At 72.8% G+C, this 24,512-nt stretch carries 19 protein-coding genes; 9 read left to right on the forward strand and 10 right to left on the reverse strand.

What is annotated here, in order from left to right; all coding sequences use genetic code 11:
• Positions 1 to 154 precede the first annotated feature (154 nt).
• The 3 genes from ACSHWO_RS36960 to ACSHWO_RS36970 form a co-directional block, all read right to left on the reverse strand.
• Entirely contained in the window at positions 155 to 1,792 is a 1,638-nt protein-coding gene (locus ACSHWO_RS36960) for an IS200/IS605 family accessory protein TnpB-related protein (RefSeq protein ID WP_438319835.1), read from the reverse strand.
• On the reverse strand, positions 1,785 to 2,363 hold the full coding sequence (locus ACSHWO_RS36965) for an IS607 family transposase (RefSeq protein WP_438319651.1): 579 nt from the start codon (positions 2,361 to 2,363) through the stop codon (positions 1,785 to 1,787). Before ACSHWO_RS36965 ends, ACSHWO_RS36960 begins: the two co-directional genes overlap by 8 nt.
• Before the next feature lie 278 nt (positions 2,364 to 2,641).
• Positions 2,642 to 4,390: a serine/threonine-protein kinase gene (locus ACSHWO_RS36970; protein WP_438319836.1), complete on the reverse strand. Its 1,749-nt coding sequence runs from the start codon at positions 4,388 to 4,390 to the stop codon at positions 2,642 to 2,644.
• Between the two features lie 495 nt (positions 4,391 to 4,885).
• Between ACSHWO_RS36970 and ACSHWO_RS36975 the strand changes: the two genes are divergently transcribed.
• From ACSHWO_RS36975 to ACSHWO_RS36990, 4 genes are all read left to right on the forward strand, one after another.
• Positions 4,886 to 6,361: a peptidoglycan-binding protein gene (locus tag ACSHWO_RS36975; RefSeq protein ID WP_438319652.1), complete on the forward strand. Its 1,476-nt coding sequence runs from the start codon at positions 4,886 to 4,888 to the stop codon at positions 6,359 to 6,361.
• Between the two features lie 15 nt (positions 6,362 to 6,376).
• On the forward strand, positions 6,377 to 6,643 hold the full coding sequence (locus ACSHWO_RS36980) for a hypothetical protein (protein WP_361096390.1): 267 nt from the start codon (positions 6,377 to 6,379) through the stop codon (positions 6,641 to 6,643).
• A gap of 339 nt (positions 6,644 to 6,982) precedes the next feature.
• Positions 6,983 to 7,408, forward strand: coding sequence for a hypothetical protein (locus ACSHWO_RS36985; RefSeq protein WP_438319653.1), 426 nt, complete (start codon positions 6,983 to 6,985; stop codon positions 7,406 to 7,408).
• A gap of 230 nt (positions 7,409 to 7,638) precedes the next feature.
• Entirely contained in the window at positions 7,639 to 9,093 is a 1,455-nt protein-coding gene (locus ACSHWO_RS36990; protein ID WP_438319654.1) for a vanadium-dependent haloperoxidase, read from the forward strand.
• Positions 9,094 to 9,123: 30 nt separating this feature from the next.
• Here the strand turns inward: ACSHWO_RS36990 and ACSHWO_RS36995 are convergent, their stop codons facing one another.
• Positions 9,124 to 10,113 carry a BtrH N-terminal domain-containing protein gene (locus ACSHWO_RS36995; RefSeq protein ID WP_438319655.1) on the reverse strand — a complete coding sequence of 330 codons (990 nt, stop codon included), beginning with the start codon at positions 10,111 to 10,113 and terminating at the stop codon, positions 9,124 to 9,126.
• Positions 10,110 to 10,928 (reverse strand): MerR family transcriptional regulator, encoded by an 819-nt coding sequence (locus tag ACSHWO_RS37000; RefSeq protein WP_385844929.1) that lies wholly within the window; start codon positions 10,926 to 10,928, stop codon positions 10,110 to 10,112. Before ACSHWO_RS37000 ends, ACSHWO_RS36995 begins: the two co-directional genes overlap by 4 nt.
• Positions 10,929 to 11,094: 166 nt before the next feature.
• On the opposite strand from ACSHWO_RS37000, the gene ACSHWO_RS37005 reads away from it, so the two are divergent.
• The 4 genes from ACSHWO_RS37005 to ACSHWO_RS37020 are packed head-to-tail and all read left to right on the forward strand — an operon-like array spanning position 11,095 to position 16,426.
• Positions 11,095 to 11,466: a hypothetical protein gene (locus ACSHWO_RS37005; protein ID WP_438319656.1), complete on the forward strand. Its 372-nt coding sequence runs from the start codon at positions 11,095 to 11,097 to the stop codon at positions 11,464 to 11,466.
• Positions 11,466 to 12,779 (forward strand): lanthionine synthetase C family protein, encoded by a 1,314-nt coding sequence (locus ACSHWO_RS37010; protein WP_438319657.1) that lies wholly within the window; start codon positions 11,466 to 11,468, stop codon positions 12,777 to 12,779. The genes ACSHWO_RS37005 and ACSHWO_RS37010 overlap by 1 nt, the downstream gene beginning before the upstream one ends.
• Positions 12,776 to 15,931: a lantibiotic dehydratase gene (locus ACSHWO_RS37015; protein ID WP_438319658.1), complete on the forward strand. Its 3,156-nt coding sequence runs from the start codon at positions 12,776 to 12,778 to the stop codon at positions 15,929 to 15,931. The genes ACSHWO_RS37010 and ACSHWO_RS37015 overlap by 4 nt, the downstream gene beginning before the upstream one ends.
• A gap of 54 nt (positions 15,932 to 15,985) precedes the next feature.
• The gene (locus ACSHWO_RS37020; protein ID WP_438319659.1) at positions 15,986 to 16,426 is read left to right on the forward strand and encodes a hypothetical protein; all 441 of its coding nucleotides are present in this window, start codon (positions 15,986 to 15,988) and stop codon (positions 16,424 to 16,426) included.
• 504 nt (positions 16,427 to 16,930) lie between these two features.
• On the opposite strand, the gene ACSHWO_RS37025 is transcribed toward ACSHWO_RS37020, so the two are convergent.
• Entirely contained in the window at positions 16,931 to 17,503 is a 573-nt protein-coding gene (locus tag ACSHWO_RS37025) for a TetR/AcrR family transcriptional regulator (protein ID WP_438319660.1), read from the reverse strand.
• A gap of 131 nt (positions 17,504 to 17,634) precedes the next feature.
• On the opposite strand from ACSHWO_RS37025, the gene ACSHWO_RS37030 reads away from it, so the two are divergent.
• The gene (locus tag ACSHWO_RS37030; RefSeq protein ID WP_438319661.1) at positions 17,635 to 18,372 is read left to right on the forward strand and encodes an SDR family oxidoreductase; all 738 of its coding nucleotides are present in this window, start codon (positions 17,635 to 17,637) and stop codon (positions 18,370 to 18,372) included.
• A gap of 62 nt (positions 18,373 to 18,434) precedes the next feature.
• Here the strand turns inward: ACSHWO_RS37030 and ACSHWO_RS37035 are convergent, their stop codons facing one another.
• The 4 genes from ACSHWO_RS37035 to ACSHWO_RS37050 form a co-directional block, all read right to left on the reverse strand.
• A complete protein-coding gene (locus ACSHWO_RS37035; RefSeq protein ID WP_438319662.1) occupies positions 18,435 to 19,655 on the reverse strand; it encodes an aromatic ring-hydroxylating oxygenase subunit alpha in 1,221 nt (406 codons plus the stop codon).
• Positions 19,652 to 20,359, reverse strand: a complete 708-nt coding sequence (locus tag ACSHWO_RS37040) for a VC0807 family protein (RefSeq protein ID WP_438319663.1) — start codon at positions 20,357 to 20,359, stop codon at positions 19,652 to 19,654. Before ACSHWO_RS37040 ends, ACSHWO_RS37035 begins: the two co-directional genes overlap by 4 nt.
• A 254-nt stretch (positions 20,360 to 20,613) precedes the next feature.
• The gene (locus ACSHWO_RS37045) at positions 20,614 to 22,800 is read right to left on the reverse strand and encodes a hypothetical protein (RefSeq protein ID WP_438319664.1); all 2,187 of its coding nucleotides are present in this window, start codon (positions 22,798 to 22,800) and stop codon (positions 20,614 to 20,616) included.
• 123 nt (positions 22,801 to 22,923) lie between these two features.
• On the reverse strand, positions 22,924 to 24,414 hold the full coding sequence (locus ACSHWO_RS37050) for an immunity 49 family protein (protein WP_438319665.1): 1,491 nt from the start codon (positions 24,412 to 24,414) through the stop codon (positions 22,924 to 22,926).
• Between the last annotated feature and the right edge of the window lie 98 nt (positions 24,415 to 24,512).

Raw genomic sequence — 24,512 nt, forward strand, 5'->3', positions numbered from 1 at the left:
GGCGCAGCGGTCATCGGACGGCCTGAAGGCGTAGCGTCTTTGTCGCATGTGCCTGCGGGCCATGTCAATGGCGCGTCCAGCCACCCGGGTGGGGCTGTCGGGGTGATGGTCCAGTCGCCCCATGAGACCGCTGGCGTTGGGAGACCAACCGTTCCTAAACAGTGTCCAGGAGTGAGCTTTGTACCCACGTCCCGGAACTGCGCGCATCCCGAACGGTGTTGGATGCGCTGGTTGCCCGCGTTCTCGTTGTCCCCGTTCGGGTGCGTGCATCGTGTGCACGTTCCGTGACGGGTGGGCGGGTTCCCTTACGTCCTTGGGTACCTGGTTCGGCCTGGACGGTCCGATGCCCACGGCGATCGCTCTGGTCGTCGTGGGGCGGTGCCGTCCGTCGCCGGATCGGGTGCCCGAGGGCGCGTCGCCCGATCGCGATACCTGCGGCATCGTGTCGGGACATCTTGCGGCGGGGGTTGGTGAGCGGCTTGCGCCAGTGCTCATCGCCCCAGATCGAGGTGTAGGCCGGGTCGACCGCGACGATCGCCATGTCCTGCTCGGCGGCCATCGAGACCAGGCGGGCCTTGAGCTTGCCGGTGGGGATGCCGGAGATCAGCTGACGGAACCGTTTCCTGCGGCCGTGCTTCTCGCGGGTCTTCTCCGCGGCGAAGTCCAGGTTCTCGATGCCGATCGCCGCGACGCCGCACCGCTTGGTCCAGTGCAGCAGGCGGGTGATGGCGTGGCGGACCTGGGCGTCACGGTGGCCGGCGGAGCCGGTCAGGTCGTAGGAGAACCGCTTGGGGTCGCCGACGGGGTTGCCGTGACGGTCGAGGCGGTAGGCGGCGAAGTGGTCGGCGTTGGTGTCCACGCCGACCATGCCCGCGGCGCGGGCCGCCTCCAGCGGGACCGTCTTGACGATCGGCTTGTGCCAGGAGGCGGTGAGGTACCAGCGGCCCCGCTCGACGTCCAGGTGGATGCGATAGGCCACCGCCCGGTTCCCCGAGATGCGGTCGGCCCACTCCTCGCCCCGGTGCGCGAACGCGACCTGGGTGGCCAGCACGTACCGGCCGCGCGGCGCGTTGGCCAGATGGGCGAGCGGGGCGGGCAGCTTGAGGGAGACCTCGCCGTCCGGTGTCACGCGGATCGTCTCGTTCCCGAACCTTTTGCCGGACTCGCCGTCAGCGGCGAGGAACCACCGCTCGGCCTCCCAGCGTTCCCGCCACTGGGCCTCGGCCAGCTCGGCCGCGTTCAGGTTGTGGCGGGTGTTCAGCAGACGCCGGCCACCACGCACCACGTGCACGACACCGGCCTCATGCTCCGCACGGGCGACATCGAGGCGGTGTTCCAGCACGGCCAGGCGCCGGGACTTGACGAACCATTCGTGCTTGGACCGGTATCCGCCGGGGGCCCGCTTGCTGCCCTTCTCCCCGACCGGCAGTGACAGGCGGTGCAGCAGCGTCCGCACCCCGGCCTCCAGGCCCTGGACGTGCGCGAGCTGACAGCGCCGCGACAGCGCCCACTGATCGTGCGACGCCTTCGTGATGCTGCCTGCCCAACGGGAAGACGACTCAGCCGTCAGGCCCTGCTTACGGGCAGCCCACGACTCGGCGCTGTGATCCAGGCCCTGCACTGCGCGCAGGGCCAGATCCCGGGACGCAAGCCGCCCCAGATGCTCACCGACCTGGCAAAGAACTTTCCCGTCGGCCGGGGTGAGCTGCTTGAGACGGGTCCGTATCGCCACCCCGGACGGCCCGAGGGCGACGAACGGCGTGTCGATGGGGCGGAGCTGCTTCTTACTCATCGGCGGCTGCCGCCTCAAGAGCCTTGCGGGCACGGTTCTTCGCTGACCGGCGCCCGTACAGGCGGGCGCAGAACGACGTCAGGACTTCCACCATGTCCCGCACCAGGTCGTCCTCGACCTCGCCGTCATCGAGCACGACCAGGCGGCGGCCCGTCGCGGAAAGGGCGGCCTCGACCAGCTCGACGTCCATCCGGCCCAGCCGGTCCTTGTGTTCGACCACGACGGTCGTCACCTGCGGGTCGGCCAGCAGTCGCCGGGCCTTGACCCGGGCACCGTTCATGCCCGAGGCGATCTCGGACTCGACACGGACCACCTTGTGCCCGGCCTTCGCCGCCCACGCCGACAGACGGGCCGTCTGCCGTTCCAGGTCCGGCCTCTGATCGTGAGAGGAGACCCGGGCATACAGGCCGACCCCGCCAGTCACGGTGGGTGAGGTGTTCGCGTCGATGTTCACCAGGATCGTGCGCGGCCCCACTCGCTCCGCGGGGACCGGCAACGTGCCCTCACGGAACCAGCGGTACGCAGTGCGAGGGGCGATTCCCTGTGCGCGCGCCCATTCCGTCAGGTTCATACGCAAGACCATACGCCGCTCATGGCACTTAAACGACACTCATGGACACTTATTCGACAGCAGTTCCCTCATCGGCGAGGTCGCCGCTGCCGCGAGGGATGGGTTGGCCGAGCAAGACGAGCCGGCAAGCCGTGGTAGCGGACGATGCGGCGGGCCAGTGCGGCCCGTGCCGGGGCGAGTTCCGGCAGCGACGGCCGCCGCCGCCCGTAACCCGGGCGACGACCGGCACCACGGTCACACCGTGCACCCGCGCGATCCCGCCGGGCGCCGGACGGCGCCTAACAGGCGGGGGAGGAACCCTTCTGGCCGGTGAGATCGCGGTTGTACAGCCAGCCGGTGGTGTTCGTGCCCTCCACCCGCACATACGTCCACTGGTTGCCGTACCGGTTGACGACGTAGCAGTGGTACCAGAGCTTCGTGCCGTCCTTGACGAGGGCACCTGCGGTGCAGTTCTGGTACGGCGCGGCCAGGAGGTGGTGGTCACCCGAGATGTAGCCGTACGTGCCCGGCTTCGGGTCCTTGTGGGTCCAGCCGGCGCAGCCCGTCGGTACGGCGCTGGGCTGGGCAGGGGCGGCCGAGGCCGACGCCTTCGGGGAGGGCGACGCCGTGCCCGGCTTCTTCGAGGCAGTGGCGGACGGCTTGGCCCGGGTACCGGAGGGGGAAGGCTCCGGGCCGGCCGCGCCCGACGCGCCGCCGGACGCCTGCTGTTCGGGGCCGGTCGCCGGCGGCGTCGCCGAGGCCTGGCGGCGGGCTCCGCCGCCCCCGTTGGTCATGGCGTAGGTGACGCCTCCCGTGGCCAGTACGGCGACCACCGCCACGGCGATCGCGACCCGGCCGCGGCGCCGCGCCCGGTCCGTGGCCGTCGCCCCGGTGGCGTGTACGGCGGCGCTGGGAGGCTGCTCCGACGGCCCGCCCTGCGGAGGGAACCCGGGGTGCGGAGCGGGGGTGTGGTGCGGCTGCTGAAACGATTCGGCGGGGGGCGGTGGACCGAAGCCGGCAGGCGGCACCGCGACGGGCACGGCAGGCGGTACGGCGGCGGCCGGCGCGGCGGCCGGCGCGGCGGCGGCAACGGGCGCCGTAGGGGTCGGCGCGACGGCGACCGGAGCCGACGTCGGCACGACGGGAGCCCGGGGCGCGGCCGGAGCCGGCTGCGCCGGGTCCTCGCCGGCGGCACCCGACGCCACCCGCTCCAACATCGCCCGGGCCTGGTCGGCGGTGGGCCGGCCCTCCGGTTCCTTCGCCATCAGCGCCGACAGCACCGGCCCCAGCGGCCCCGCCCGCCGTGGCACGGGCAGCGGTTCGGCGACGATGGCGGACAGCGTCGACCACACGGAGGTCCGGCGGAACGGCGAGACGCCCTCCACCGCCGCGTACAGGGTCATCCCCAGCGACCAGATGTCCGAGGCGGGTCCCGGCTCCCGGCCCTGGGCGCGCTCCGGCGGCAGGTAGTCGAGCGAGCCGACGATTTCGCCGCTGCGGGTCAGCTTCGCCAACTCCTCGTCGTCGGACGCCTGCATGCTGGCGATGCCGAAGTCGGTGAGCACGACCCGGCCGCCGCGCTCCAGCAGCACGTTGCCCGGCTTCACGTCCCGGTGCAGGACGCCCGCCCGGTGCGCGGCGTCGAGCGCGTCCATCAGCTTGGCGCCGATGGCGGCGGCCTCGTACGGGTCCAGCGCGCCGCGCTCGGCCACGACCCGGTCGAGCGAGGGCCCGTCGACGAGCTCCATCACGATGACCGGAAGGCCCTGCTCCTCGGTCACGTCGTGCACGGTGACCACGCCGGTGTGCCGGATGCGCGCGGCGGCCTGTGCCTCGCGCCGCATCCGGGTCCGCAGGTCGGCCCGTTCGGCGGGGCTGGTGTCGGTGTAGGCGCGCAGCAGCTTGACGGCGACCTCACGGTTCAGCACCTCGTCGACCGCCCGCGCGACGACGCCCATGCCGCCCCGGCCGAGCACCTCGGTCACCCGGTAGCGCCCCCCGAGTGCACTGCCGACCAGGCCTCCGTCGTTCGCCTGCTCCGATGGCACCGGCACCGTCTCAGCTCCGTTCCCTCAACGGCCGTCCGGCGACGGCCTGCCGGAGCCCAAGCGTAGAGGCATGGTCACGCCTGGGGATTCACCGCCCGTTGACGACGCCTCAGCCAGCCGGCGCAGCACCGCTCCCGGGGCCGCTCCCGGCGCCGATCGGCGCCACCCCGCCACCCGCCCCAGGCCCACTCCCCGGCAGCCGCCTCGCAGAACGGTCCGGTGATGGTCGGTCTGCCATGGTTCAACGCCCGGTCCAACCCGGCCGGCCACCACCTCGACTCCGTCCCCTACTGGCGTACCTCCGGCCCGGCCGGAGCCCCCGAAGTCGTCGCCCCGGTCGTCGCCCTCGCACGGGGCGAGGCCGCTGCGGATGCGCAGCCCCCGGGGCCCTGGCCCCGGGCGTCGGCGGTGACCGCGCCTTCCGTCCGCCCGCCTACTCGCCGCGCCGCACCGCCCGGTCGACGCGATCCGACTCCACGCCCGAGGAGCGTGCCCATGACGTCCTTCCACGCCGCGATCGTCCACCCCGACCGATCCACCACCTACTGCGGAGAGGTCGACGAGGCACACGTCGCCACCGCCCGGGCGATCGCCCTGCTCGACCACACCCCCCGCTTCGTCCGCGAACACCGCAACCGACCCGGCAGCCTCTTCGTCCTCCGCGACGACGGCGACCTGGACGTCTACGAGCCGGTCGGAGTCGAAGCCGCCCCCCACACCCCCCACACCCCGACCGGCACCGGTACCGGCACCGGCGAGGCGGTGCTGCCCGCGACGGCCGAGCTGCTCAGCGGGGCCTCGGGCACCGTATGGATCCCCGGTGCCATCCGCATCGGTGACGGCAGCATCGGGGGCGCCATGGACACCCCGGGCAACCCGCCCCGCGTGACCCTGCACACCACCGAGTCCCCGGCCGGCGGCCGCTACCTGGAGTCCCTCAGCTCCTACCTGATCGAGGTGTCCTCCGAGCCCCAGCTCGTGTACTGCCCCGTCACCGACCGGGTCGCCCAGCTCGGCCCCCTCGACGAGTCCGCGCGGGCCCTGCGCAACGACGGACAGCGCCGAACCAACCGCGAAGGCAAGGTCAACATCCAGATCGAGGTCCTCGCCTACGCCAAGGACCCGTGGACGACCGGTTGGGACCCCGCCCAGAAGCCCGGATGGGGCTCCGTCCTGGCCGCCGCCCGCTCCTGGGGCGTCCCCGACGAGTTCCCGGCCGGCCCGCCCGCCCCCTACCCCGGTCCCGACAAGCCGCGTTCGCGGTCGGTGTGGCAGAACTCGGGCGGGTACTTCGGGCACTGCGACGTCCCCGGGAACGATCACGGCGACCCCGGTGCCCTCGACACCTCCAAGGTGCTGGGCGGCGCCGGCGGCGGAGGAGCACCGCCCGCCGCCGGGGACGCGTTCCCCGGCGCGGACCGGTTCGGGCCGGGCGCGGTCAACGAGTACGTCACCCGGCTCGGCCGGATGCTCGTCTCCCGCGGTGGCGGGCGCTTCTACCGCGTCGGTCCGGGCCCCGAGTGGGGCACGGCCGACCGCCGGGCCACCGAAGCGTTCCAGTACGCCCAGGGCTGGACGGGCTCCGACGCCGACGGCATCCCCGGCCCCACCACCTGGGAGTTGCTCGTCACCGGCCGCGGCAACGACATCCCCGACGCCGCGGACACCGGAACGCCCCGGATCAGCGTCGCGCACCTCGTGGCCGCGGCCGAGGCCGACATCCCCGCGCCCGACGGCCACACCACCCACGCCGACGAGGTCCGGGTCGTGGAGGACGCCCTCGTCGCCGAAGGCCTCCTCGACGCCCGCTACGCCGACGGCAGCTACGGAACCCGGACCCGCGACGCGTACGCCGCCTGGCAGCGCAGCGCGGCCGGCGGCTCCTACACCGGTCGGGCCGCCGACGGCATACCCGGCCTCAGCTCCCTGCAACGACTGGCCGCCCGCCACGGCTTCACCGCCACCCCCTGACCCGAGGAGAGCCCCGTGTCCCTGTCCCAGACCGCCCCCGCGCCCCGCATAGTCGCCGACATCGCCGAGCGCACCGTCCTCACGTACCTGGAGGCCTTCCTCGGCTTCCTGCTGGCCGGCGCCACCACCGACATCGTCGACCTGTCCGTCCTGCAGGCCGCCGCCGTCGCCGCGCTCCCCGCCGGCCTCGCCGTCATCAAGGGGGCCATCGGCTCCCGCCTCGGCCAGGTCGGCACCGCCGCCTGGCTGCCCAAGCCGCCCGTCGACACCATCCGCCCCTGACCCCTGCACTCCGGGATGCCCGACGGAGAGGTCGCCCGCGAGCCGTCCGGGCTCCGCTGCGCCCTCGACGTCGGGCTCGCGCCCGCCGCAGCGGCCGCGGAGGAGAGCTGCCGCGGGCCGGCCCATTCGCGGGCGGCGCGGGGTACTCGCGGACCCGTAGGCGCTGCCTGGAAGCAGCCGGAGTGCGTACAGGTGCTCCTGCACGGTGAGGACGACGACTGCTTCGGGCTGTGGATGTCTTCGGCGATCCCCCGCGCGACCGCCCCCACCCCGGTCACCTGGAGCGGACCGACACCCCGCACTATGGTCCGCACGGCGGACGCACATACCCTCTGGCCCATGATCCAGTGGGGGAACGACGAGTTGCGCAGCTATCAGGTGGGGTCGATTCGTGCGGAGCTGCGCTCGCTCTCGGTATCGGACGACCGTGAGGGCATGCTCGAGGGGACGCCGCATCTCCATCGTCGCTTTCGTCTGATCGGCATCGACAAACAGCTGGCGGCGACGCCGCATTTGTACGTGCACGATCTCGACGCGCTCCGAGCCGACGAGAAGGCGCGGGTCCAGGAGTGGCTGCCTCGCATGAGGGTCCGTGCTCGGTTGACGTCGCAGTGGACGCCCGAGGGCGTCCCGGAATTCGGGGAGACGGTGCTCTCGGTGATGTGGTTCCAGGCGGCGGCGCTGGATCCCTTCGCCCACCTGGCCACGATCGTGCGTCCTCTCGACTGGACTGCGCTCGCCGGGTTCGAACCCTTCGACGACTGATGTTGCCGCATTCCACCGTGTGTCGCCGTTGCGGCCCGTCCGGCCGCCGCATGTGATCGGATCAGCGCTTTTGTGTAAATAATGATGAATAATGCGGTCATTTGCATACCGGCGCGGTGTACCTCAAGCTCGGCATTTCGGACATTATGCTTCCGCCGTCGACCAGCGACGACGGAAGGAAAGCCGTGCCCCTCACACCCCATCATGGCCTTCGGCCGGCCGCGAAGTCCGTGCCCCCGCACTCGAAGTCCCGCGCCGGCGGGCGCCTGGGACGGCTACGGGCCGTCGTCGTGGCCAGCGCCCTGCTCGCCGGGCTGAGTCCGGTGGCGGCCGGTGCGCCGCAGGCCGCCGCCGTGACGGGGCACAAGGGCGATCCGACGCAGTACTGGAACAAGGTCCTGCTGCAGACGTTCCGCAACGCGCGGGGCTCGGACGCCTCGCCCGGCCAACTCTCCAGGTCCGCTGCGATGGTCTTCGCGGCGATCTACAACGCCGAGAGCGCCTACCAGAACACGTACGGAACCCTGAAGTACGAGCCGTACCTCAGCCGGCCGCTGAAGTACGCCAGCGATTCCTCGAAGCCCAGTCCGGACGAGGAGGAGCGGCTGATCGACCGCACCGCCTACCGGATGATCTCCGAGCTGTACCCGGGCGACCAGGGCTTCATCGACGCCCGGTACAAGGCCCGGACCGGCCGCTCCCCGCACGCCTACGACCCCCTCGACCGGCTGGTGGTCGACCGCGTCGTGCGGCAGATGAACAAGGCCCGGGCGGGCGACGGTTCGGACAACCCGGAGGTCTACGACGGCGACACCACCACGCCCGGAGCCTGGCGGCCGACGGGTGAGGCGGCGACGGCCGACGAAGGGGCCTGCCAGCAGCCGAGCGACGCGGTGACCCCGAACTGGGGCAAGGTGAAGCCGTTCGTGATCCGCTCCGGCTCGCAGTTCCGGCCCCCCACCCTGCGGGGCTTCACCTCCTACGACGAGATGGTGAACAGCCCGGAATACGCGGCCCAGGTCGACGAGGTGCGACGGGTCGGCGCCGTCGACTCCACCGAGCGCACCCACGAACAGACCGTCGTCGGCTGGTTCTGGGACCACGACCTGAACGGCACCTACCACCCCCCGGGCCAACTGCTCCAGCTGACCGGAACCGTCGCGAAGACGTTCAAGCTCAACACGTACGACACCACGCGCCTGTTCGCGCTGTCGGCCCTGTCGTTGGCGGACGCCGGGATCACGGCCTGGGACAGCAAGTTCGACTCCCCGATGAACGAGTGGCGTCCGGTGTCCGCGATCCAGGCGACGGGCGGCGAGAACGCGGACTGGCAGCCCCTCAGCGCGGACCGGGCGGGGAGGCCGTGGACCCCGTGCTTCCCCGCCTGGACCTCCGGGCACGCCAACTTCACGGGTGCGTGGGCGGCCGCGATGCAGAACTACTTCGGCCGTGACGAGGCCTCGTTCGTCGCACAGTCCGAGGACCCGCACACCCTCGTGCGGTACCGCCGCATGAACAGCTTCAGCCAGGTCGCCGAGGAGGGCGAGTTCAGCCGACTCTGGCTGGGCGTGCACTTCCGCTGGGACGCCGAGGACGGCAGGAAGATCGGTACCGACGTCGGCGACTACGTGTTCGCCCACGCGCTCCGGCCCACGCAGCAGAAGGACCGTCCGGACAAGCCGTGAGTCCGGAACCAAGGCCACGCCCGCCGTGCCTCACACCTTCAGACGGCTCAGCGCGTGCATGGCCTCGCGCTCCACGCGTGAAAGCTCGCTGAGGACCGTACCGGCTCGTGTGAGGAACTGCGCCTCGCCCGATTCACCGGCCTTCTCGATCAGAGCTGCCACTTCCGTCCACAGGGTGGCTGCCTCGGCGTACAGCGCACGGCCGGTGCGCAGGTGGCTGCTGTCGAGAAGGCCGGTGCACTCGGTGAGGAAGTCCCGGTAGAGGTTGCGGAACAGGGCGCCCCCGGTGCCGGCCTCCTCCATCAGGCGGGCGGCCTGCGGCAGGTCCCGCTGCGGGGCCCGGGTGCGCTGGAGCCACGTGCGGACCAGCTTGCCGGCCTTCTCGACGCCCCGGTGACCCAGGTTGCCGATGGGCGGGTTGAGGAAGGCGTCGGCGCAGGCGGTGATGGCGGGGACGATCTGCTGCCGTGGGGAGGGCACATCCTTCGGAGCGGTGACCGTGAAGGAGCGGTGCCTGGCGGTCATCGGGCCGCGCGCGGCCCTGGCCCGGGCGAGGCCGGTCAGGCTGGTGGACACCGCTCCGCCTTGCTGCGCGGTGTCGACCAGGTACGCGGAGCGTTCGTCGTAGCCGTACAGGGCGACGATATGGCCGCCGAAATGGATCTTCGACCGGAAGTAGTCCAGGTGGTAGCTGTCGAGCTGTAGTCCGACGGGGCGGCCGGCGTCGACGCAGGCCGTCACGTTCTCCCATGCCCTGCCGGGGGAGGCGGTCTCCTGGACCAGGAGCTCCAGCCCGAGTCGGGCGGCCAGGTTCCTGGTGAGTTCGAAGGGTTTGACGCGTCCCCCGAGGAAGGGGAAGTCCATGTTCTTGCCGTCCCAGTAGACGAAGGACAGACCGGAGCCGAGACCGAACAGCATGGGCTCGGACAGGTCGATCCCCTCGTGCCGCAGGAGCACTCCCAGCGCCGTCGTCTCGCAGTGCTGCATGCCTCGGGCATCGGTGCCCGCTACCGTGGTCACGCCGTGTCCTCCTCGACGGGGATGACCAACCGGGTCATCAGTTCTTCTCGTGGTGCCTCTGCCGGTCCGACGAGGTACCCCTCGCGTACGGGTCCTCGCGGACGCAGCCCGCGCTCGTGGACGGCGGCGAACAGGGCGTTGTAGGCCAGGGGCAGTTGGGCATAGGGCCCGACGTGCACGGTCTCCGCGACCGGACCGCCCGGCAGCACCACGAGGTCCGGACCGCCGGGCACGTCTTCCCCGTGGCCGCCCGCGGGGACCTGCGCCCCGACGGCGATCTCCATCCGCTCTTCCAGGTCCAGCGGGTACAGCCCCCACAGCGGCGGCTCCCACACGATGTCCGCGCCGCCGAGCGCGGTCAGCAGCCGGCCCACGCCTTCCCCGACCCCCGCTCCGATTCCCGCAGGGGTGCAGACCGCTCGTACCACTGCCAGCCGTCGCTCCGGCTCCCTGCACATCGTCACCTCGTAGCCGGGCAGACCGCCCTCCGCCAGCCGCTCCAGCATCGTCAGCCGGGTCTGGTCCCTGCTGATCCGCTCGGCCAGCCGGTCCCGCTCCGCGCGCAGGATCCGAGCCCTTCGCCCGGGACCGGCGGCCAGCGTCCGGGCGATCACGGCCAGGGGAAGGTCCATCTCGCGCAGCAGCGCGATGGTCAGGGCGTCACGCGCCTGCTCGGGCGCGTAATAGCGATAGCCGGAACCGGCGTCCACATGGACCGGAACCAGCAGACCCGTCTCGTCGTAGTGCCGGAGCTGCTTGACGCTGAGCCGGCACAGACGGGCGAAGCGCCCGATGGTGAGGAGTTCGTCTCGCACGCCTTCATGGTGGACCCTCCCACGGTGGGAGAGTCCAACGCCGTGTCGACGCACCCCGGCCGACCTGCCCAGAGCGCTGTGGCCGCAGCCCGGGTTGCGGCGTTCACCTGCGGTGCCATCGTGGGAGTGAGGACATTGCTCGGTGACCGATACCGAGGGCTGAGCCATGGAAGACGAGCAAGCACACGTCGTGTACGGCGACGACCAGTTCGACCTGGACATCCGCGTCAAGATGACCACGCGGGAAGTCGACAAGTTCGTCATCGAGGACACCCACAGCTGTGCCAGCACCTGCGGCGACGAATGCACGAACAGCTGTGCCAGCACCTGCGCGGGCAGTTGCCCCGCGCTCGACACCCCCAACGAGACGGAAACCTGTGGGACCTGCGGCTCCTGCACCTCGGAGTGCGACCGCAGTTTCTACGAGGACCACTACGTCCTGGAAGTCAGCCAGGTCAGGGCCGACGGGGTCACCCGCAGGGTCGCCGGTGAGCACGTCATCCGCCGCATCGTCGAGCACCCCCCGCAGGTAGGCTGATGGCCCCGCCCACCTGGCAGCCGGCCGTCGGCGATCCGCAGACCGCCGCTGCGGTGCGCGCCGTATGCGTGGACGTGCTCTCGCGGCTGCGCGACCCCGACACCGTCGAGGCCGCGGCCCGGACGGTGCCGCTGCGCGGACGCCCGCGGTGGACGACCCACAGCACCGCCCAGGGCGCGTGCGGCCTCGCCCTCGCCTTCGGACACCTCGACCGGTGCCTGCCCGGCGAGGGCTGGGACCTCGTCGCCCACCACCACCTCAGCCGCGCCGTCGACGGCACCGCTTCCGACCCCGTGGGCACCCTGGGGCTCTTCGCCGGCCTCACCGGAGTGGCCTTCACCACCTCGTACCTGGCCCGCGGCGGACAGCGGTACCGCACCCTGCTCGGCGGCATCGACGACAGCCTGTACACCCGGATCCCCCGACGCCTTCCCGCCGTCACCGGGGAGGGCCTCGCCGTCGGCGCGTTCGACCTCGTATCGGGGTGGACCGGCGTGGCCGCGTACCTCCACTCCCGTCCGGCCGGCCCGGCCCGGGACCGCGCCCTCCACACGGTGCTCGCCTGGCTCGTGGACCTGTCCCGTGCCGTCGACGGGGTCCCCGCCTGGCACACCCCTCACGCCCTCATCACGGACGAGGGCATGCGCGACCGGTACGGGACCGCCGTCGCCAACTGCGGTCTCGCCCACGGCATCACCGGCCCCCTCGCCCTGCTCGCCCTCGCCCACGCCGACGGCCCGATCGGCGAGGGGCACACCGAGGCGATCCGCCGCACGGCGTCCTGGCTCGCCTCCCACCAGGTCGACGACGCCCGGGGAGGAGGAGGGGCGTACCCGGCGGTGGTCCCGCTCGGTGAGGACCCCGCCGCGCCGTCGGCGGCCCGCGACGCCTGGTGCTACGGCAGCCCCGGTGTCGCGCGCGCCCTCTGGCTCGCCGGCACCGCCCTCGGCGACCCCGACCTGACCCGTACGGCCGTCTCGGCCATGCGGGCCGTCCTGCGCCGCCCCGTCGCCCGGCGGCGCATCGACTCGCCGGGGTTCTGCCACGGCATCGCCGGGCTCCTTCAGGTCACGCTGCGGTTCGCCGCCGACACCCGGGACGAGGAGATCAACGACGGCGCCCGCCGCCTGGTCGACCAACTGCTCGGCGAGTACCAGCCGCAGGCGCCCTACGGCTATCGCAGTGTCGAGCCTGACGGCGCCCGCGAGGACCGGTCCGGCCTCCTCGAAGGCGCCGCAGGGGTCGCCCTCGCCCTCCTTGCCGCCGTCACCCTCGAACCACCCTCCTGGGACCGGTTCTTCCTGCTGTCATGAGCGCCGACGCCTCCCGCGACCCCGGCATGCGGCGGCGGGCCGCCCCGAGCCGGGCAGCGGGGCTCTACCGCTGCCTCGACCACTTCGTGATCCGCACCCCGATCCTGCCCGTCACGGACTACCCCGCGGCCGAGGGCCTCGGGCGGGCGTCCGCAACCGCCCGCGTCCGGGACGACGAGCAGGCGCGGCGTGCCGTGGTCGTGTCCTCGCTGCCCCTCGCCACCGCACTGCTGGGGCCCGAACCCACCGAACGCACCGAGGGCACCGAAAGCACCGCACCCACCGAACGCGACCGGCGGCGCCTGGAGTCGAGCATCCTGCGCTACCTCATCCGCCTCAGCACCCGGCCCACTCCCTTCGGGCTGAACGCCGGCGTCGCCCTGGGCCGGTGGGGGCCGGTCACCGACGTCCGCCTCGCCGACCAGCCCCCCGACGTCCACGCCCGGGTCGACATGCACGCCCTCGTGCACTTCGTCACCACCCTCGAATCGCGGGCCGAAGTCCGGGAGGCGACCACGGTCATCGCCAATCCGGCCGTGCTGCACCGCGCCGGTCGGATCACGTTGAGCGGTGTCGAAGCGGCCCTCGGGGCGAACGGCGGCGAGAACGTCACCCTCCGCGCCACCGGCGCGGTCACCCGCGCCCTCGCCCTGGCCCGCACACCCGTCCCCTACGCCGACCTCGCCGCCGACCTCCTGCACACCGTCGCCGGAGCCACGCCCGACAAGGTCCACGATCTGCTGTACCGGCTGTGGCGGCACGCGTTCCTCCTGACGGACCTCCGCCCACCCCTGACCCATCTCGACCCCGCGGCGCACGTCCTCGACCACCTCGGCCGGATACCGGCAGCCGCCGCGGTCGCCGCCGCCGCGGAACTCGCCGAACTGCTGGCCGCGATCCGGGACTGGGAGACGCAGCCGGCCGGCAGCGGCGCCGCCGCCTTCCCCGCGCTCGCCGACCACGCCCGCCGCGTCACCGGCTTCGAGACGCCGACACCGCTCCAGGTCGACACGGTGCTGCCGCTGGCGGCCCGCGACGTGTCCCGCAAGGTGGCCGACGAAGCGGTCCGGGCGGCAGAGCTGCTGCTGCGGCTCACCCCGTTCCCCTTCGGCCTGCCGCAGATCAGCGCGTACAGGCACGCGTTCGAGGCCCGCTACGGCACCGACCGCGACGTGCCCGTCCTCGAACTCCTCGATCCCGTCATGGGCCTCGGCTCACCGTCGCTCCTCCCTCCGGTGATTCCCGCGAAAGCCGCCCGGACCGACACCCTGCTCCGCCTCGCCACCGGCGCCCTCCACGACCACCTCCCCAGCATCGACCTCGACCAGGACACCATCGAACGACTCGCCCTCTGGGAGGCGGGCCCCGAGCGGCTCCCCGCCTCGCTCGACCTCTACGCCATGGTCTCCGCCCCGTCACCCGCCGCCGTCGACGCCGGCGACTTCCACCTGGTCGTGGGCCCCAACGTCGGCGCCGGAGCAGCAGGACGCAACCTCGGCCGCTTCGCAGGCATGCTCACCGGCGCCGTCTCCGCCCTCCGCGACATCGCCGACGCCGAACGAGCCGTCGAAACCGGCCGCGTTCTCGCCGAACTGGTGTACCTCCCCGAGAAGACCCGCTCGGCGAACGTCGTCGTCCGGCCCGCCGTCCGCGACCACGAGGTCGGCATCCGCACCAGCGCCGAGGACGGGCCGGCCCGCTCCATCCCCCTCGACCAGCTCGCGGTCCGCATCACGAACGGCAGGTTCGCACTGCTCTGGGACGACGGCACCGGGCAACCCCGAGAAGTCGGCGTCTGCTCGGGACACATGCTCAACAGCATCCGGGCCCCCGCCGTCTGCCGTTTCCTCGCCGACGTGAGCCGCGACGGCACCGCCCAGATCGTCGGCTTCGACTGGGGCCCGGCCCGCGACTTCCCCTACCTGCCCCGCGTCACCTCCGGCCGGATCGTCCTGCGCCCGGCCCAGTGGCGCATCGACCGCACCACGGCGCACGAGATGGCCTCCGGACAGCCGGACCGGTTCCCGGCCGGGTTCGACGCCTGGCGCCGCCAGTGGCGGGTGCCCCGCTACGCGTACCTCACGAGCAGCGACACGGCCGCGGACCACCGGCTCCTCGTCGACACCACCGCGCACGCGCACACCAACGAGATACGGCGAGCCCTGAACCTGCTGCGGCCCGGCGGCAGCGTCGTCCTCCAGGAGGCCCTCCCCGGCCTCGACGACGCCTGGGTCAGCGGGCCGAACGGCCCCCACACCGTCGAACTCGTGGTCTCCATGACCCGCAACGCCCCCGTCCCGTGCTCCGTTCCACCGGGCAGAGCCGGCGGCGCCGCCCGGGTGGCGCGGACGGACCGGCTGCGCCCTCCGGGCAGCGACTGGACCTTCGTCAAGCTGTACGGCGACCGGCAGGAGGAGGAATCCCTGCTCGTCGGCGGCGTCCGCGAGCTCGTCCGCTCGCTCGACGGCCAGTGCGACCGACGCGTCTTCCTGCGCTACGCGGACCCCGAACCCCACCTGCGGCTCCGCCTGCGCGGCAACCCCTCCGTACTCGTTCCCGCGCTCAGCGACTGGGCCGGCACCCTCCTCGCCGACGGCCACGTCTCGCGGTTCACCTTCGACGTGTACGACCGCGAGGTCGAACGCTACGGCGGCCTCACCGGGATGGACGTCACCGAACGGCTCTACTCCGCCGACAGCGCGGCCGTCCTCGACCTGCTCTCCCTCCACCACGCCGGTGAGTCCCGGCTCGACAGGACGGGCCTGGCGCTGCTCACCATCGACGACCTGTTGGCCGGGCTCGGCCTGAGCGAAGCCGAGAGGCTCCGCTTCTACCACCGGGCGACTGACCGGCGACGTCTCGCGGGAGCGGAGTACCGCTCCCGCAAGGCGGAGTTCTGCGACCTGCTGCGCGGACCACCCCCTCGTCCCGTCGGCGACGTCCTCGCCCGGCGCCGTCCTCACCTGGCACACGTCGCCGACCGGCTCGCAGATCTGCAGCGCCGCGGGCAACTCGGCAAGACGCTGCCCGAGCTGTGCCACAGCTACGTACACCTGCACTGCAACCGACTCCTGGGCACGGACCGCGCTGCCGAGGACACGGCGCTGGAACTCCTCTGCCGCACCCGCCGCAGCCTGACCTCAGGAGCCTGAAGCCGGGCTCCGGCCGACGATGCGATCTTCGCCGATCGGGGCTTCGATGGGGTTATGCGCCATTCGGTCGTCGGACGGGCGGGCCTCGGCGGGGGTGCGGTAGGCGTGCTGCTCGCCGCGGGACTCGCTCTCGCACCCGTGGCTTCGGCGGGGCCGCCCGGGGTCACTCCGGTGTCGGAACGCTGCTCGCCCGGCTGGGTGTGCGGGTGGACGGGGCCCTCGTACACCGGGGTGGTGAGCCCGGTGGCGGTGGACATGCCGTGGTACCCGGAGACGACCGCCTACGTCGGGCTCAACGGCGGGGCCTCGGTGTGGAACGGCCCCGGCACGTGGCGGGCCCGTGACGGGGTGTGGGGGCGCTGCGTCACCGTGTACAGCAAGACCCATTACAAGGGCGATGCGCTGACCCTCCGGCCCGGCCAGGGCATCGACCGGCTTCCGGCCGCTTTCGGGAACATCCGGTCGAACAGGTTCCACACCTGTCGCGTCGGCTGATCACCGGCTGGCGCCCGACGCGCGCCTCAGCCGGGTGCGGAGCTCCTCGCTCCTCACGCCCCGGCCTTGCGCCGGCGGCGCGGCGTACGGGTGCAGCACCGCCGTGTCGGGCGCCATGCGCCCGGGGCGCGGGTACGGGTGGCAGGGTGCGCGCTCTCCGCAGGCTCGTGCGGTCGTCGACCGGCCTTGCCGCAGTCTTCGCCACCGGCGGCTGCGGCTCGGTGCAGCCCACTGCCGTCCCCCGTGCCGATCCCACCCCGTCCCCGCCTCCTCCGGCTTCGCGCCGGCGGCAAGCCCGGCCCGGGCCGCCTGCGGGGTGGCGCGGCCGAGTGTCGGGACGGCGGCGGCACGGCGGACGCCGGGGGGCGGCGAACGCCCGCGCGGCCGGGCGCGTGAAGCCACCCCCCACCTCGTCGCCGGTGTACCCGGTGGGCGCTGTAGTGACGATCACGAATACCTCGCGGTCCGTAGCGGGTCGGTACGCCCCTTCAGGGGATCCGGGGGTCACGAGCGGGTCTTCAGGCCGTCCAGGGTGAGGTCGAGCAGGCGTTCCGCCTGCTGTCGCTGTTCGGGTCTCGCCGAGGTCAGCGCGATGCCTTCGAGCGCGGCGCCCAGGTCGGTGGGGCTGATGTCGGTGCGGATGGCGCCGGCGGCCGCGCACGCGTCCATGAGGGTGCTCAGGGCGCCCCGGATCATTTCCCGGCTGTGGCCGTACGGGTCGTTCCCCGTCGCGGCGATGGCGCGCAGGGCGTCGATCATGCCGTACTTGGTGGTCACGTAGTCCAGGAAGAGGCGGGTCCAGGTGCGCAGGGCCTCCAGGGGCGGCTCCGTCGCCACCAGGGAGGGGGCCGCCTCGCACAGCTGGGCCACCTCGTTGCGGTAGACGGCCTCGACCAGCGCCTCGCGGGTGGGGAAGTTGCGGTACAGCGTGGCACTGCCGACCCCCGCCTCCCTGGCGATGCGTTCGAGGTGGGCGTCGAGCCCCTCCGTCGCGAAGACGCGCACCGCAGCCTGGAGGACCTTCTCCCGGTTCCGCCGCGCGTCGGCCCGCAACGGCCGTTGTGCTCCCTCGGTCATGAGTGCTCGCCGTCCCCTCTCGTCCCGGGCTCTCGACCTTGCTAAGTGGAGGCGCGCCCACTTAGCCTTCCGTGAACTGGGGGCTCCCCCACTTCCACTGTAGGTCAGTGCCCGCACGAGAGGACCCGGTCATGTCAGGCATCGAGGGCAAGGTCATCGCGGTCACGGGTGCCAGCAGCGGCATCGGAGAGGCCACGGCGGTCCATCTCGCCGAACGAGGGGCCCACCTGGTGCTCGGAGCCCGACGGGAGGACCGCCTGAACGCGGTCGTGGACCGCATCACGGCGCGAGGCGGCTCGGCCGTCGGGCTCGTCGTCGACGTCACGCGCCGCGAGGACCTGCGGCGCCTCACCGACGCGGCGGTCGACCGCTTCGGCCGGCTCGACGTCCTGGTGTCCAACGCCGGGACCATGGCGGTCTCGCCGTTCGACGAGTTGCGCCAGGACGACTGGGACGCCATGGTCGCCACCCACATCACGGGCCTGCTCAACGGCATCGGCGCGGCGCTGCCCCTCTTCCGGCGGCAGCGCTCCGGACAGTTCGTCAACGTCGCGTCCACCGCGGCGTACGTCGTGAAGTCCCCCCAGGCCGTCTACGCGGCCACCAAGACGGCGGTGAAGGTGCTGACCGAAGGGCTGCGGCAGGAGTCCGGACCCGACCTGCGCGTCACCCTGGTCTCGCCGGGCTTCACGCACACGGAGGGCGTGGGCAAGGGGGCGAGCCCCGAGGCGGCGGCGGCCTTGGCCCGGCAGCGCGACGAGATCGCCATGCCGCCCTCCGCTGTCGCCTCCGCCATCGCATACGCGATCGGGCAGCCCGACGGTGTCGACGTCAGCGAGATCGTCGTGCGCCCCGCGGTGCAGGCCTGACGGCAGCCCCGACACCGCTCTCCGCGGTACCGAGGACTGCCATCGGCCTTGCCGGACGCCCGTCACAGCAGTCGCTCGGCGAGGTAGCGCTGGAACTGCCACAACGGGCGTTCCAGATGGGAGAACCGGCCGTTGGACGGAGCCGGGTGGGAGGCCAGGCCGCGCTGGACGCCGCGGACGGCCACGAGGTCCTCTTCCTGGATCCGCGCGATCCGGGCACGTATGCCGTCCAGTTGTTCCGAGAAGCCGGGCGTGTCGCGCGTCCCGGGCGGGACCAGGGCCGTGATCCGGGTGTCGTGGGTGGTGGGGCCGGTGGGCAGCCAGTGGATGCTGACCGCGCTGTCGGGCAGGACCGCCAGGACGAACTGCGGGAAGACACCGGCGACGAGCATGCCCGGCCGCCCCTCCCGATCGGACGGGGAAGCGTGCCTCCCGCGGTCGGCGCCGCCCTGCGCGGGGTCGGACAGCGGCGTGAACATCGTGAACCAGCGGCCGTCGCATGCGTCGACTTCGGTGTCCCGGCCCGGCAGTACGGGATCCAGGGTCGCCGCGTGCGTGCCCATGTGGTGGTAGTTCTCCGAACCGTTCTCCACCGCCACTTTCCAGTTGGCGGGTACGCATTCCCAGGTCCGGGTGTGGACGCCCACCCAGTCCGCGATGCCGCGACCGCTCAGCTGCCGGTCCAGCCCGTGCAGTGCGGGGGCTGCCGGTGCCGCGTCGGGGTCGAGGTTGAGCATGACGAAGCCGTTCCAGACCTCGACGCGGTGCCCCGGGAGCCGGCAGACGGAGCGGTCGAAGTCGACGCGCTGCATCAACGGGGCACCGGCGAGCTGCCCCGCGTAGCGGCCGTTCAGCCGGTAGGTCCAGGTGTGGTACGGGCACGTCAGCCGTTTCAGGCAGCCGCGCTCGGGTGTGGTCTCCGGCGGCAGGAGGTCCATGAAGCGGTGGCGGCACACCCGGGACAGGGCGTGGAGTTCGCCCTCCTCGTCCCGGGTGATCACCAATGGTGTGCCGAGGACGTCCAACCGCAGGTAGCTGCCCGGCCGTGGAACGTCCTCGGCCCGTGCCACGCAGAGCCACTCCCGCCGGAAGATCCGCTCGACCTCCCGTGCGTAGAACTCGGGGGAGGTGTAGGCGCGGGGTGGCAGCGTCTGGCCGCGTTCCAGCGGGAGCGTGGCCAGACGCTGCAGCTCGGCGAGCGTCTCGCGCAGGCCCGCGGGGGCGGATGCGGGGGCGGAGGCGGGGGTGAGGGCCCCCTCGGTCGTGGTGGGGTGGACGGTCATGGTGATCGGCCTCCTTTCCTTCCGGTCCTTGTGGTGGTCAGGGGGGTCGAACCGAAGAGGGACAGGGCGTGCCGCCGCCCGTACCGGCGGCTGTAGGCGAGGGTGGCGAGGAGGACGGCGCCCTGCAGCGTCAGCCCCTTGGCCCGGTTGACTACCGGAACCGCCTCCACCGGCAGCAGCAGGGCGAGGAGCATTCCGGCGGCACCGTCCAGCAGTTGGGCGCAGCCCCACAGCACCGTCAGCCGGTTCAGTCCGCTGCGCAGCGCCGGCGAGGCGTGCCAGGCCGCTTCCCGGGCGGCCGCGCTGGTCGGCGCCTGCCAGGACTGGCCGGCCTGGAAGGCGAAGGGCTTCGCCCCGAGGAGCGAGCCCAGGATCCACAGCCCGGCAGCCGCCCCGAGTCCGGCGTCCTTGACGAGCACGACCCGCGCACTGCCGGTGAGCAGCGACGTCACGACGCGCACGACCAGCATGCCGATCACGAACGCCTCGAAGCCGTTCACGTGGCGCCGCCTGGCGACCTCGAAGATCATGCGCACCGCGGGGACCGCCCCGCTGAGTGTCAGTGCCAGCCACTGGCTGTACCCCTGTGACCGCAGAACGTAGAACACGGCCAGCGGGAGAACCACGGCGACCAGGGTCGTGGTCGCCGCTGCCCGCCAGGTCGGCGTGGCCCGTGTTCCGGTTCGACCGTTCGGTGTTGCCATACCGAAAACCGTAGGGACCGGCGTGGGACCGCGAATCGACATGGAGGGCGATATGCGCAGTACGTCCTTTGGCGTACTGGTTCGCCTGGCCCCCGAGCGCCCTCCGGCGCCCGCCCAGGGGCGGGACGCGACGAAGCCGGGATGCCCGAACGGCATCCCGGCTTCTTAGTCGACGGCGAGGAAAGCGGGGGGACTAGTCGTGGAGTGTTGAGAAGGAAGTCCGCCCATGGCCTCGCCGGAGCCAACGCTACCAGTCAGGCCGGGATCAGTGCGCGCAGGTTTTCCGGCGTGATGACCAGCGAGTCCGGGTGCAGCCCTTCGGGGCGTTCCAGGCCGATGTACGTGACCGGGCCGTCCGGGACCCCGGCCTGCGTGCCGTCCCACCACGTGGTGGTCGTGGCGCGGTCGGCCATCAGGTCGACGAGGTGCCGGACCGTCAGCTGGTCGCGTTCGACGATGCCGCGCACCAGCGCGGCGACCGACACCCGGTTCCCCTCGACCCGGTTGGCGTCCGGGTTGCCCTTCAGGTACAGGTGCAGCCACTTCGCCCGCCACCCGCCGTCGTCCCCGCGCAGGAACACCAGCGGCAGAGCGACCCTGCCCGTCCCCCGCAGCTCCGACTTCATGCGCACCGTACGCGGCTCGAAGGGGCGGCCCTGCTGCTCGGCGTCGCGCAGCATGAAGCCGAAGAACGACTCCGCGACCTCCTCGAAGCCCTCCCCGGAGTAGATGTTGACCTGCGGGACGATGAAGTCGCCGCGTACGGCGTCCAGGCGCAGGTTGATGAACTCCGACGCGCCGTCGGGTGCGGGGGCGTTGGTGATGTCGCCGGAGTGTTCGCCCTCCAGGTCCTGAAGGGCCGTGTACGACAGCCAGGTGACGGTTTCGTACGACTCGTCCAGCATGAGCGCCGACAGGTCGAAGTCGGTGCTGCGCTGCGCCTGCCGCCAGTGGACGAAGAACCGCAGCAGCTTCCCGTCGACGGGGGAGAGGGACCCGCGGGGGAGCACGCCGAGCCCGGCGGCCGTCGCCTTGCCGCTGAGCGGCAGCGCGACGTCGAGGACCGCGGGGTCGACCAGCAGGTGCCCCGCCTCCGGGAGTCGGCGCCGCGTCTCCGCGTCCAGGGCCGCGACCAGCCGCTTGACGTCCGGTTCCGGCACGGTCGGGCGGGTGTCCGCGCCGACCCAGGCGCGGCCCCCGCGGTTGACGAAGACGCGGCGCCGCGCCGCCTCCCGCGTCCGGTTGTGGAAGTGCTCGCGTACGGACAGCAGGACCCGGCCGGAGACCTGCGGGGCGGCCGCGTCGGCGGCGGCCGCGACCGCGTCGCGCTCCTCCTGCCCGGGGCAGGCGCGCAACAGCCGGTCCAGGGAGCGCAACAGCCGGCCCGGGGCGGCGACCGCCAGCAGCCGCGCCGCGCCCGTGACGTCGTCGGCGGCGAGCAGTTCCTCGACGCGGCTGTCGAGGGTCCGGGCCTCCCGCTCGCCGCGGGCGACGGCGAACACGTCGGCGGCGTGCGGCCAGCGCGGGTACTCGTGCGGATGGAGCCGTTCGCCGAGGCGCTTGAACGCCTCGCGGTGCGCGGCGACGTCGGCGAGCTTGGCGGGGGACGCGGCGACGACCGCGTCCAGGCCGGCGAGGAGGGCGCGGCGGACCGGCCGGGACAGCGAACGGAACAGGGTCGGCTCGGCGAGGGTCACGTCGCCGTCCGACAGGGCGCAGGCCAGGCGCAGGACGTCGGTGACGGTGTCCACCAGCAGGTCCGCGCCTCGGTCGAGGCGGGCGCGGTTGACGGCGGCGCGGTTCTCCCGGACCGGGATCTCCTCGGGCTGCGGGCCGTCGGCGCAGTGCCCGGCGAGCAGGGCGAGGTCGCGCAGGCCTTCCTCGCCCAGCGGCGTGGCACTGCCCGCCAGCGCCAGGTACAGGGCGGTGACCTCGTCGTCGGGGCTGCCGCCGGCGTGCAGGACGGTCATGCGGTCGCCGCCGGCGGCGATCAGCTCGTCGTGTGCGGCGAGCATCTCCTCGTACGTGTGCTGGTAGGCGCCGTACGTCGGGAGGGTCAGCAGGTCGAGCACACCGGACCGGAGCTGGTCCAGGGTGCCCGCCCGGGAGGCGTCGTCGTCGAGCGCCTCGCGGATGCACTGCATCCAGAAGTCGAGCGTGTCCGGCACGTTGGCCGGGAAGTCGACGAAGTACACGTTGTGCGCGACGTGGTCGCCGACCATCGCACGCACCGTGTCCAGCGTGCGCGCCGAGGTCTCCAGGACGGCCTCCTCGGCCAGGCCCGACAGGCGCTCCAGCAGCTCCGCCGAGAGCTTGAAGCCCACGGACATCAGCGCGGCGTCGAACTGCCGCGCCGCGGCACCGCCCTGGCCGGCGGGACCGGAGGGGGCGGGGAGGCGGTGGGTGTGCCGGATGACCAGGGATTCAAGGGGATGGGGCATCCGCGAATGATCCCAGACCACGCCGAACGGTCGCACCCGCGTTTTCGAACGCCGAGGCGGGCCGGCGCGGCCGCCGCCCGCCCGCCCGCGTCAGGGGCCCGGCCGCGCCGCCGCCGTACCGGCTCAGGGGATGTGCTCGATCCGCTTCCCGTCGAGGAGGTACACCGGCAGGTGCGGATGGTCCGTCGCGACCGGGAACCCGTTCTCGTGGGCCAGTGCCGCGATCGCCAGGGGGCCCAGCGCCACGCGGGCGCGCGGGGCCTGTGACGGGCCCCAGAAGCCCGCGTGCTCCGTGACCGCCTCGGCCAGCGCCTGCGCGAAGGCGTCCCGGTCGCCCGTGACCAGGCGGTGGAAGAGCGCGACCGGCTGGTAGTCGATCCCGTTCACGAAGTCCTTCGGGGCACGGGCGATCCGCTCCGGCACCGACGTCCGGATCGTGGCGACCAGCTTGTCCACGACCTCGTCCATGTTCCGCCGCGCGAAGTACGTCTGCAGGGTGTCGATCCAGTGCAGCACGTACTCGTCGACGGAGTCGTCCTCCCGCAGCCGCTCCATCGGCACCCCGCACAGCCGGTCGATCCGCTCCTCCTGGCGGCACACCACCGCCAGGTAGAACGCGTCGAGCCAGGCCCGCGCGTCCGCCGGGGGAGAGGCCGGGAGGGCGGGCAGCCGGGTCACCAGGTCCTCGCCCAGGTGGCACTCCATCGGCTCCGCGACGCCGGTGAACAGCGCGCAGCCGAGCTGTACGGCGGTGGCCCATGCGTCCCAGGTGGTGACGTGCGACGCCTTCGGGTCGTCCGCGCAGCGCGCGTGGGCCAGGGCGAGGGCCGCGGCGAAGGCGTCGCCCAGCCCCGACGGGTCCCGTACGACCTCCTCGAGCGCCCCGGCCGCGGCCCGTTCGAGTCCGGCCGCGTCGGAAGGGGTCCGCGCCGCAGGACCGGTGGTCGTCCGCCCGGCACGGTCCAGACGGACCAGGCCCTTCATCAGGCCGAGCAGCTGCGGCTCCGGCCGCAGGGAGAAGGTGCGGGTGCTCTCGTCGATGACCGTGAGGGAGGTCAGGCCGCCCTGGTGCCACCAGTAGACCCGGGGGGAGAGGGCGCCCGGCCCCTCCTGGTGGGCCCGGAGGGCGTACGCGGCCAGGTCGTTGAGGGCGTCGATGACGGTGCCGTCGACGATCGGGTGGTACGCCAGCAGGTGCCGGGTCGGTACGACGACCAGCGCGCCGGCCTCCGGCAGCGTCTCACCGGTCAGCCGCCGGACCGTCTCGGCCAGGAACAGGGCCCGGCTCGCGACGAACGGGGAGTCGCCGTAGAGGGAGTGCAGCGTCGCCCGCCCCTCCAGCGGCACCTCCTCGTGGGTGACCGGCACGTCCATCAGGTTCTCGTAGGCCGCCCCTCCGAGGGCCTCCAGCCCGGCGCGCTCGACATCGGCGTCGGTCAGGATCCGCACGCCGTCCGGCCCGTCGAGGGCGTACGCGAACACCAGTCCCTCCGCCACCACCCGCGCGTAGCGCATGCGGCCGACCAGCTCCGGCGTGAGGGAGTCGACCGGCAGCAGCCGGGCGTGCGCGCCCCGCAACAGCTCCTCGGCGCTCTCAGTTGCGTCTCGTTCCATCTTCACGACCCTACGGCGCACCACCGACAGGAGGCCCGGCCGCTCGGGCATCCGACCACGGGGGAGCCGCCGCCGTTGACGCGTGCTCACCGAGCCGC

It is taken from the genome of Streptomyces pallidus (ex Mingjun et al. 2026), assembly GCF_051550185.1.
In the GTDB taxonomy this organism is placed as follows: Bacteria; Actinomycetota; Actinomycetes; order Streptomycetales; family Streptomycetaceae; genus Streptomyces.